This window comes from Nesterenkonia alkaliphila (assembly GCF_009758175.1).
Lineage (GTDB): Bacteria > Actinomycetota > Actinomycetes > Actinomycetales > Micrococcaceae > Nesterenkonia > Nesterenkonia alkaliphila.
This window is the reverse complement of the sequence record NZ_WRPM01000058.1, coordinates 1-10,014: the sequence shown is the minus strand read 5'-3', so window position 1 is coordinate 10,014 and position 10,014 is coordinate 1. Positions and strand designations below refer to the sequence as shown.

At 62.5% G+C, this 10,014-nt stretch carries 12 protein-coding genes and 1 tRNA gene; 6 read left to right on the top strand and 7 right to left on the bottom strand.

Going from position 1 to position 10,014, the window contains the following annotated elements; genetic code table 11:
- Window positions 1-106: 106 nt before the first annotated feature.
- Window positions 107-289: a hypothetical protein gene (locus GNZ21_RS08050; protein ID WP_157323124.1), complete on the bottom strand. Its 183-nt coding sequence runs from the start codon at window positions 287-289 to the stop codon at window positions 107-109.
- A 94-nt stretch (window positions 290-383) separates the two neighbouring features.
- Entirely contained in the window at window positions 384-869 is a 486-nt protein-coding gene (tadA, locus tag GNZ21_RS08045) for a tRNA adenosine(34) deaminase TadA (protein ID WP_331250820.1), read from the bottom strand.
- 43 nt (window positions 870-912) lie between these two features.
- Here tadA and upp point away from each other — a divergent pair, with 43 nt between their 5' ends.
- The 5 genes from upp to GNZ21_RS08020 all read left to right on the top strand — a co-directional run bounded on the left by upp (window position 913) and on the right by GNZ21_RS08020 (window position 4,147).
- Window positions 913-1,548, top strand: coding sequence for a uracil phosphoribosyltransferase (gene upp, locus GNZ21_RS08040; protein WP_157323122.1), 636 nt, complete (start codon window positions 913-915; stop codon window positions 1,546-1,548).
- A gap of 141 nt (window positions 1,549-1,689) precedes the next feature.
- Entirely contained in the window at window positions 1,690-2,496 is an 807-nt protein-coding gene (locus tag GNZ21_RS08035; protein ID WP_157323120.1) for a winged helix-turn-helix domain-containing protein, read from the top strand.
- A gap of 108 nt (window positions 2,497-2,604) precedes the next feature.
- On the top strand, window positions 2,605-3,102 hold the full coding sequence (locus GNZ21_RS08030) for a SixA phosphatase family protein (protein WP_157323118.1): 498 nt from the start codon (window positions 2,605-2,607) through the stop codon (window positions 3,100-3,102).
- A gap of 165 nt (window positions 3,103-3,267) precedes the next feature.
- Window positions 3,268-3,341 (top strand) — tRNA-Arg (locus GNZ21_RS08025).
- 125 nt (window positions 3,342-3,466) lie between these two features.
- Window positions 3,467-4,147, top strand: coding sequence for an alpha/beta fold hydrolase (locus GNZ21_RS08020; protein ID WP_157323116.1), 681 nt, complete (start codon window positions 3,467-3,469; stop codon window positions 4,145-4,147).
- Window positions 4,148-4,200: 53 nt separating this feature from the next.
- Here the strand turns inward: GNZ21_RS08020 and GNZ21_RS08015 are convergent, their stop codons facing one another.
- The 3 genes from GNZ21_RS08015 to GNZ21_RS08005 form a co-directional block, all read right to left on the bottom strand.
- Window positions 4,201-4,770 (bottom strand): TetR/AcrR family transcriptional regulator, encoded by a 570-nt coding sequence (locus GNZ21_RS08015; protein WP_157323114.1) that lies wholly within the window; start codon window positions 4,768-4,770, stop codon window positions 4,201-4,203.
- A complete protein-coding gene (locus GNZ21_RS08010; protein WP_157323112.1) occupies window positions 4,767-5,141 on the bottom strand; it encodes a DUF4267 domain-containing protein in 375 nt (124 codons plus the stop codon). Before GNZ21_RS08010 ends, GNZ21_RS08015 begins: the two co-directional genes overlap by 4 nt.
- A 108-nt stretch (window positions 5,142-5,249) precedes the next feature.
- Window positions 5,250-5,432 (bottom strand): hypothetical protein, encoded by a 183-nt coding sequence (locus GNZ21_RS08005; RefSeq protein WP_157323110.1) that lies wholly within the window; start codon window positions 5,430-5,432, stop codon window positions 5,250-5,252.
- Between the two features lie 246 nt (window positions 5,433-5,678).
- Between GNZ21_RS08005 and GNZ21_RS08000 the strand changes: the two genes are divergently transcribed.
- Entirely contained in the window at window positions 5,679-7,550 is a 1,872-nt protein-coding gene (locus GNZ21_RS08000) for a phosphoenolpyruvate carboxykinase (GTP) (protein WP_229659626.1), read from the top strand.
- A 73-nt stretch (window positions 7,551-7,623) separates the two neighbouring features.
- Here GNZ21_RS08000 and GNZ21_RS07995 read toward each other — a convergent pair whose 3' ends face one another.
- Both GNZ21_RS07995 and GNZ21_RS07990 read right to left on the bottom strand, forming a co-directional pair.
- Window positions 7,624-8,799, bottom strand: coding sequence for a thiolase domain-containing protein (locus GNZ21_RS07995; RefSeq protein ID WP_157323108.1), 1,176 nt, complete (start codon window positions 8,797-8,799; stop codon window positions 7,624-7,626).
- Window positions 8,800-8,912: 113 nt separating this feature from the next.
- Window positions 8,913-9,950, bottom strand: coding sequence for a TIGR00366 family protein (locus tag GNZ21_RS07990; protein ID WP_229659627.1), 1,038 nt, complete (start codon window positions 9,948-9,950; stop codon window positions 8,913-8,915).
- Window positions 9,951-10,014: the final 64 nt, after the last annotated feature.

Genomic DNA, 10,014 nt, shown 5'->3' with positions numbered 1-10,014 from the left:
GCCTCGACCTCTATCCACGCACCGCCACGCAGCCAGGCACTACACCCTCAAACACGAAGAGCCACTTTCATCCGGCTGGGGCAGGGCCGCCTCGACGACCAGTGCGTCACCGGGGGGAGATGTCCACGTCGGCCACAGCGGTCAGCTTGCGCGGCTGGCCCCGGTGCACCAGGGAGAACTCGAAAGGGATCTCCCGCGGAGGCCCCGGTGATCGCTGTGCCGGTCTGCCCGACCTTGCCAGCACAAGGAAGACGGAGAACCCCAGGCCGATGAGGACGAACCAGGTCATGAAGCCTCGTCATTCCGACGGGCAGCCTCCACCGCGGAGCCGGTCTCGGCGGGCTCTTCCTGAGCCTCATCGGCTGCGGAGTCCTTCGCAGGGATCAGGCGGTGCCCTCCCGGCGGCCGGCGAAGAACTCCTTGAGCAGCTGCCCGCACTCCTCGGCCCGCACCCCCGGCTGAATCTCCACCCAGTGGTTCAGCCGCGGTTCGCGCAGCACGTCGAACACACTGCCCGCCGCCCCGGCCTTCTTATCCCAGGCGCCGAAGACCACTGTGGCGATCCGGGTCTGGCTGATCGCCCCGGCGCACATCGTGCACGGCTCCAGGGTCACAAACAGAGAGCAGCCGTCCAGCCGCCAGCTGCCCATCGCAGCCGCGGCGGCCGCCAGGGCGTTCAGTTCGGCATGACCGGAGGGGGCGGCGTCGCGCTCTCTGGTATTGAACCCCTCGCCCAGCACCACCCCGTCGGCACTGACGACGACGCCGCCCACCGGCACATCACCGGAAGCCGGCGCCTGGGTGGCCAGCTGGAGGCAGCGGCCCATCATCCGGTGCTGGGTCTGCGGGTCCCGGGGAGAGAAGCTCACCTGTGACACACTACTGCGACCTCTTCCTTGGTAGTTTGATCCCATGCGCACACATGCCGTCTCGCACCCGCTGATCGACCATAAGCTGACCCAGCTGCGCCGGGTGGAGACCACCTCCAATACGTTCCGGGATCTGACCCGCGAGCTGGTCTCGCTGCTGGCCTATGAGGCTTCCAGCTCCATGCCTACCGAGGATCTGCAGATCCAGACTCCGGTAGCGCCGATGACCGGGACCACTCTGGCCGGGCCCAAGCCGCTGGTGGTGCCGATCCTGCGCGCCGGGCTGGGCATGCTGGACGGGATGACTGCCATGATCCCCACTGCGGAGGTCGGCTTTTTGGGCATGGCCCGCGATGAGGAGACGCTGAACATCGTCACCTATGCCGAGCGTCTGCCAGATGACCTCACCGGGCGGCAGGTCTTTGTGCTGGACCCCATGCTGGCCACCGGCGGCACCCTTGCTGAGGCCGTCCGGTTCCTGCAGCGGGCCGGAGCCGCAAAGATCACCTGCATCTGCCTGCTGGCCGCCCCGGAGGGCATTCAGCGGCTGGAGCGTGAGGTGGGCGAGCTGGACATTGAGCTGTTCGTAGCGGCCGTCGATGAGCGGCTCAACGAGAAGTCGTACATCGTCCCAGGTCTCGGTGATGCTGGCGACAGGCTGTACGGATTGGCCGAATAGTAGGTGTCGTAGCTCACACAGCCCCCTGCGCGTCCCAGTATGTGGAATATTCGGGCTTATATTACTTGCAATTCGCAAATATTACGGGGATGCTGAGAGGGCCAATCGCCCGGCCACAAGCCAGGAAGACTCACGATACTTATGTCCGCACCGCTCAGTCAGGCCCAAAACCCAGGCTACGTTCACGTTTCAGTGCGAAACGCCGCCCGAAGGGCTGAGCTGGCCCGCCAGATGCGCAACGGCAGCGCCGCCGGTGCAGCCAACGGCAACGGTCATCCCCGCACCGCGCCCATCCCCGTGCTGGCCCCCAGCATCAACGGCACCCAGATCGTCCACCCGGATGTGGTGGCCCGGGGGTTCGTCATCTACGTGGGCCTTGATGAGGACACCGCCAAGGCCGAGGGCACCTCACTGCATCGGATCGCCACCGAGCTGCGCGACTATGTGGAGCACATCGCGCCGGAGTCCCAGGTGCACATCGCCATGGCCATGGCCTCTCCCGCGGCCGAGGGCAGCGACCTGGAGGTGGTACGCCAGGCGCTGGGCGACCCCACCGTGGGCGGCAAGGCTCACCCCGACCAGCCCGCTCCGGTGCAGGCAGCACCGCCGGCGCACTCCTCCTCCGGGGTGCTCATCGACCTCGCCCGCCGCGAGGTCCAGCTCGACGGCGAAGGCCTCAACCTCACCTACAAGGAGTTCGAACTGCTGAACTACCTGGTGGACAATTCCTCCCGCACCGTGGGCCGCGAGGAACTGCTGCAACGGCTGTGGCGCCACGTGGACGTGGAGCAGATGCCCAATGAGCGCACCATCGACGTGCATATCCGCCGCCTGCGCTCCAAACTTGGCCGGCTGGCCAACACTGTGCGCACCATCCGCGGCCAGGGGTACCGGTTCTACGAGCATCCCGAGGTTACCGTCTGGGCCGCCCCCGAGTATTCCATCTGAGTCCTGTGCGGGCGATTGCCTGCACTCGGCTCGGTCGCGGTATTTCCTGACACCGCTTCCCTCCCCTCCTTTGTCACTCATCCCGCACAGAACCCAGATGAGGCCGTAATGAAAACTCTGCTGATCCTGCGGCACGCTGAGGCCGGGCACAGCTTCACCGGGGATGACCATGCCCGCACGCTCACCGAGCGCGGGCCGTCCCAGGCCCGGCAGGTGGGCCGCTGGCTGGCCCAGTCCCAGCATCTGCCGGAGATGACCGTGGTCTCCACCGCCATGCGCACTCGTCAGACCTGCATCTGGATCAACCACGAACTCGGCGAGAAGGCACCCACCCCCTATCTGGATGAGCGGCTGTACCAGGCGTCGTCGTCGGTGCTGTGCTCGGTCATCAACGAGACCCCCGAATCGGTCCACACCCTGCTGGTGGTGGCGCATATGCCCGGTGTTCAGGACCTCAGCACCCAGCTGGCCAGCCAGGACTCGGCGGAGCATGCGGTCCTGGAGATGGCCACCCACTGGCCCCCGGCGGGGCTGGCGGTCTTCACGGTGACTAAACCCTGGGCGGAGCTCGACGGGCGCGACGCCGCCCTCGCCACTTTTGTATAGTCCTATCGCCCTGGCCCCGGCCGTGGTCACATGGGCTTCGTGACTTCCACAGTGGCAGCTTCGGCGGCCCCGCAGGCGTTCACGCCGAGGCTGCGGTGGCGGGCGCTTCGGATTTGCCGGCCTCCCGAATGGGCGTGTATAGTCGTCAAGGTTCAAATCAATAATGCGCCTATAGCTCAGCTGGATAGAGCGTCGGTCTACGGAACCGAAGGTCAGGGGTTCGAATCCCTTTGGGCGCACAGAGTTATCAACAGGCTAGAGGCCCGGAATCACGCGGAAGCAGCGAGGTTCCGAGCCTCAGTCGTATCCACCCCCGGGGCCAGCGGCTAGGCTGTCACCACACGCTGATGCGGGAGGATCTCCAATGTCTCATTTTGTGCTCATCCCAGGCCTCTGGCTGCAGGCCTCCAGCTGGGACCAGGTCGTTCCTCATCTGGAATCCGCCGGGCACTCTGCCGATGCCCTAACGCTTCCCTCCGCAGCGGGAACCACACTGCAGGAGTGGACCGACAGTGTGGTCAAAGCCCTCGATACTGCCCAGCAGCCAGTGGTGCTCGTGGGGCATTCAGCCGGATGTGGTCTGGCCTACGCCGCTGCTGATGCCAGACCGGAGAGGGTGCGCCGCCTGGTGCTGATCGGCGGGTTTCCGCTGCCCGATGGCATGCCTCTGCTTGACGAGGACCTTCCCGCTGAGGCTCTCATTGAGCTGCCGGAGTTCTCCGTCTTCAGCGAGGAGGACCTGGCCGGGCTCGACGACGCCGCCCTGGAGCAGTTCCGGGCAGAGTCGGTCCCGGTGCCCGCGGCAGTCTTTGAGAGCACGCTGAGCCTGAGGAATCCTGCCAGGCTGCAGATACCTACTACTGCTGTGTGCACCGAATACTCAGCCGCGCAGCTGAAGAAGTGGACTGATGAAGGCCTCCCGCCCACCACGGAGCTGCCGAAGCTGGCGGAGCTGAACTACATTGACCTCCCCACCGGGCATTGGCCCCAGTTCAGCCGCCCCAAAGATCTGGCCGAACTGCTGGTGCGTGCCGCCGGAGACTGACGCCCAACGCCCGAAGTCGCGTGCTATCGCGGGCGCGGCGCCGGGGACCCGGCTCAGCTGCGAATCATCGTGCAGGTTCTCTGCACATGGGCCGCCAAGTGAGTCTCGGGGATGCGCCCGGCCAGATGCAGGCTGGTCAGCCCATGACAGGTGGCCCAGAACAGCTCAGTCAGCGCTGCGGCGTCGTTATTGCTCGTCGTTGCGGTCTCTTGGCGGATGATGCCGGTAAGTGCCTCGAAAGACGCCCGCAGTTCCTCGGGAGTATCCTCGTGGGCGAATCTGAGATGGGTTGGCTTGGTAAACATCGCCTCATACAGTGCCGGGTTCTGCCTGCCGAAATCCAGGTAGGACCAGCACAGCTGCTCCAATGCGTCCCCCGATGCTGAAGCGGCCCCCCGGATCAAGGCGGTCAGTTCCCGGAATCCCTGAGTGACTACAGCAGCCAGGATACGATCCCGGCTGTCGAAGTGCTGATAGATCACCGGCTGGCTATGGTTGATCTCTTGGGCCAGCCGCCTGGTGGTCACCGAGGCCCACCCTTCGCTCTCGGCTATCTGACGGGCCTGTTCGATGATCTGCTGTTCCCTGAGACGGTATCTGCGCTCCCGCGGTGAGGCGGTCATGACACTCCCAGAATCAGCCCGACGCTGAGCATCATGAGCACTGCTGTGCTGCCATGGATGCCCCAGGCTGCTGTCTGCTTGCCCCCATTGCTGAGCACCAGAATGGCATCGCCGACCGGGATGAGTGTGAAGGCCAGCACGCACCAGGCGACCACAGAAGGCTCTGCGACAACCAGAAGTACCGCGGCAACTACTCCTGTGGCGGCGTCGCGCACTCCCTTGACCCGCAACCATGCAGTGGCGGGCTGCGGGGGCAGATGAGTCAGTCCGAAACTCGCCGCCATCGCCTGCGGGATAAACAGGTAACACATGCCCACCACGAAAATCGCAGCCCCCGCCTTAGCCGCAATGATCAATCCTGCAGTCTCCATTCCATCCCCTATCGTCGATAGATAATCTATCACTGATAGGAGTGCGGGTGTTTCGACGCAGCCTGTTGAGTCTCATAAATGGGCGCGGAGGCAGTCGGCGCTGTGCGGCTATTCCGCCCGGCCGATGTACTCATCGGCGGCAGCAGCAATGCGGGGTCCCATGGCGAAGAGTCGAGTCAGGTCCTCCTCCGTTCCCGCGGCCGCACGCAGGTGGGCGTCGAAATCACTGATGGCTTCACGCAGGCGGGCATAAAGCTGCTTGCCCGGGGCTGTGAGGAAGATCTGTTGCACCCGTTGGTTCTGTGGGTGCTGACCTCGGGGCTGGATGTGGCTGGACCGCTCGCTACCGCGTGAGAACGGTCACATTCATGCCGTTGTTCACCGGGATGTGACACGGCCGCGTTACAGTTAGCACTATCTGCTCCAACCGGACCGGGCACTGCGGCCAACGGGCGCGCACAGCGTAGTACGCGCCTCGCAGCACCCATCCGGCGGATCAGTAGACCTAAGAACCTGTACCCAATGGAGGGATAAACAGTGACCACCGTTGCAACGGCGCCCGGTGTAACCCCAGCCCGCATCGCAGAAGATGCCCCCACCACCCATCAGCCGCTGATCGACTTCGTCTCCGAGATCGCCCAGCTCACCACCCCTGATGCCATCCACTGGGTGGACGGCTCAGCGGCGGAGTACACCCGGCTGACCGATGAGCTAGTCGAAGCCGGTACCCTGACTCGGCTGACCAGCCCGGATTTCCCCAACAGCTTTGCCGCCTTCTCCGATCCTGCCGATGTGGCCCGGGTGGAGTCGCGCACCTTCATCTGCTCGGAGAATGAGCGCGATGCCGGCTTCACCAATAACTGGGTGGAGCCGGGGGAGATGCGCAAAACCCTCAAGGGTGTGTTCAACGGTGCCATGCGCGGGCGCACCATGTACGTGATTCCCTTCGTGATGGGGCACCTTGAGGCCGATGACCCAAAGTTCGGCGTGGAGATCACCGACTCCGCCTATGTGGTCGCCTCGATGCGCATCATGGCCCGGATCGGCACCGATGTGCTGCGCAAGATCGAAGAGCTCGCCGAGACAGCCCCTGAGAAGGCCTTCTTCGTGCCTGCCGTGCACTCGGTGGGCGCCCCGCTGGAGCCCGGGCAGCAGGACGTGCCCTGGCCCTGCAATGAGGATAAGTACATTGTGCACTTCCCGGAGTCCCGGGAGATCTGGTCCTACGGCTCCGGCTACGGAGGCAACGCCCTGCTGGGCAAAAAGTGCTACGCGCTGCGGATCGCCTCCGTCATGGCCCGGGACGAGGGCTGGCTGGCCGAGCATATGCTCATCCTGAAACTCACCAGCCCGCAGAATAAGAGCTACTACGTCTCCGCGGCCTTCCCCTCAGCCTGCGGTAAGACCAACCTGGCGCTGATCGACCCCACCCTGGAGGGCTGGAAGGCCGAGACCCTCGGTGATGACATCACCTGGATCCGTCCCGGCGCCGAGGGCGAGTTCCGAGTGGTCAACCCCGAGGCTGGCTACTTCGGGGTGGCGCCGGGCACCGGCTGGCACACCAACGCCAACGCCATGCGGGCCATTGCCAAGGGCAACTCCATCTTCACCAATTGCGCGCTGACCGATGACGGCGGAGTCTGGTGGGAAGGCATGACCGAGGAGACCCCGTCCCACCTGATCGACTGGCAGGGCAATGACTGGACCCCGGACTCCGAGACCCCGGCGGCCCACCCCAACGCCCGGTTCTGCACCCCTATCGACCAGACTGACATGCTGGCTCCGGAGTACTTCGAGCCCAATGGGGTCAAGCTGGATGCCATCCTCTTCGGCGGCCGCCGCAAGACCACAGTCCCGCTGGTCGCCGAGGCCCGGGACTGGAACCACGGCATCTTCTACGGCGCCACGCTCAGCTCAGAGACCACCGCAGCCGCCGAGGGTGCAGTGGGCACCGTCCGCCGGGACCCGATGGCTATGCTGCCGTTCATCGGCTACGACGCCGGGGACTACCTCAAGCACTGGGTAGAAGTCTCCAGCGCCGCCGCCGAGGACAAGCTGCCCAAGATCTTCCTGGTCAACTGGTTCCGCCGCAACCGAGAGGGCGGCTTCGCCTGGCCCGGCTTCGCCGAGAACACCCGGGTGCTGAAGTGGATCGTGGAGCGACTCGAAGGCACCGGCGAGGCCGTGGAAACCCCCATCGGTTACACCCCCACCCAGCAGGCCCTGGACCTCTCCGGCCTGGACGTCACCGATGAGGACATAGAGGACTCGATCAAGGTGGACCCGGCCGAATGGCAACAGGAGATCCCGCTGATCGAGGAGTGGTTGGAGAGCTTCGGCGAATCCCTGCCCGCCTCCATCGCCGAGCAGCTCGATGAGCTGAAGTCCCGGGTTGCGGCCACCGTGTAAGGCTCGCCTGAACTGCGGTAGTCATCGTGCCCTGGCCACCGTGAGTCTGACTGGTGAGACTGCGGATGGTCGCTCAGATCGTGGATTCTAGAACAGTCGCATAATTGGCAACAGCCGAGCCGCCCATATTGAAAACGGCGGCTCGGCTGGCTCGCCTCAACTGCATGTCGCCTGCTTCACCGGTGAGTTGCATGGCTGCCATGATGTGCTGGGAGACGCCAGTCGCGCCAATGGGGTGCCCCTTGGCTTTCAAACCTCCGGAGACGTTTACGGGGAGTCTGCCATCGCGATCCGTCTCACCTGCCTCGAGTACATGGCCAGCTCCTCCTGGTTCGGCGATTCCAAAAGCTTCGTAATGGAGCATCTCGGCGATTGTGAAGCAGTCGTGAGTTTCGAGAAAGTCAAGATCGTTCAGTGACATTCCGGCTTCGTTGAGAGCCCCGTGGAAGGCTCGGCGAGGTCCCGCGAAGTCAAGCGGGTCTTGCCGGGAAGCTAGTGCAAGGCTTTCGTTAGCTTGAGCGCGACCACGCACTGCCACCGTAGGCCGTGGACTGGTGAGAGCAATGTCCTCTGAGCTAAGGACCATGGCGGCAGCGCCGTCGGAGACCATGGAGCAATCAGTGCGCAACAGCCTGCCGACTACGGTTGGGTTCCTATCAGACTCTTTGGCGCAGAAGTCGTAGCCAAGATCCTTCCGCAGATGCGCATAAGGGTTCGTGGCCCCATTTCTGTGGTTCTTGGCGGCGACCCTCGCCATGGGTTTCCGCGGGTCTCCGTATCGCTCGGCATACATATCGGCCAACTGGGCGAAGACTCCTGCGAAGCTACCCAGAGCTTCCTCAGACTTTCGGTGAGACGCTGAGAGCAGGTTGCTATTGGCTTCTGCGCCCGGCGCATTTGTCATAGTCTCTGCCCCGATCACCAATACTGCACGGGCTCTCCTTGCTTCGATCTGGGTAATCGCCCCATGCAGTGCAGCCGATCCAGTGGCACAGGCATTCTCGTAACGAGTGGCAGGGATCTGTGCTAGGGCAGGACTTCCAGCGCCAACCAATGCCGCCTCGAATCCCTGGCGGGAGAATCCATTGTTGAAGACTCCGACCGAGATCGCGTCAATATCCTGTGGTTCCAGTCCAGCGTGAGTGACCGCTGCTTCGCTGACTTGGGCCATCAGACCCTCTAAGTCTTGACCGGGATGTTTTCCGAATTTGGTATGCGCCCATCCGAGAATGTGGGTCGAAATAGTCATGTCTTCCTTTAATCGGGTAGGTACCTGCGAGGGGAGCGGGGTTTCAGTGGCAGATTTACTACGGATCATATATTGAACAGCAGAGAGGAAAGATGATGTTTAGAATCAAAGTCTCAGAGCAGCACCGACATGCCGAATAGGTATCCGCATATCACCAGTAGCAGGAGCCCGACAACCGGGACAGTGTACCCCACCACTTCGCTGAACTTGAGTCGGAAATTTGCAAGGTAGGGCAGAGCAAAGAAAGGAATCAGGAGGTTTGTTAATCCGTCACCTAGTTGGTAAGCCTGGAGTATTAGGCCCATATCTGCACCAAGGTCGGTGGTCGTTGGAATAATATACGGTGCCTCGATGACAAATTTAGAGCCACCTGACGGAACTGCGATATTGAGAAGACCCGAGTACAGGAATGCAATGACCGGCCAAGTCTCAGCAGTTGATATTGTGGTGAAAGCTTGTGAGATCAGCTCACCAAATCCAGTTGCACTGATGAGACCGAATATCCCGGCATAGAACGGGAACTGGAGAATAAACCCAAATGTCCCAGAAATTCCGTCTTTGATCAGGCCAGCGTAGTATTCGGGACCGTAGTTAGCACATAGCAGGATCCCGAGCGAGAGAAACAGGAAGTTGAAGGAGTTGAGATCCAGTGCCTCTACTCCCTGAGACCCGAGCATATACAAGCTGTAGAGGAGCCCAACAGTCCCGAATAGATACATGATGAGGCGACTGGCATTGGCGCGTTGAGCCGGTGTTTCCCGTTGTACCTTTACAGATCTGCGCCCAGCGTCGATCTCATCCAGCAGCTGATCTTCAATCTGCTTCATCTTTTCGGGGTTCTTGGGGTGCATAGCAATGGCGAGAACAACTACGAGAAGCATGCAGATGGCGAGTAGCAGCATGTAGTCGACGCGCAACACAGTGTTAGTGAGAGGTAGTGCATATGGCGTGGCATCCTCGTAGGTTTCCGGCACCAGGTCGCGCAGGTATCCGGGGGTTGCCGAGTAAAGTACGGCAGCACCTGATATTCCACCGGAGCTGGGCAGGAACGCCATGAAAATAGTTGCCACCAGTACTGGGGCGTGAATCTTGATGTTCTTGCGGCGCGCCTGTGCGAGTAGCTCTTTCCCCATTACGATCCCGCCCATCATTCGGTCAAGTCCGGTGGTGTGGTGTATGAGTGATGATCCTTCAAGCGTGTAATTTCAGGGTTAT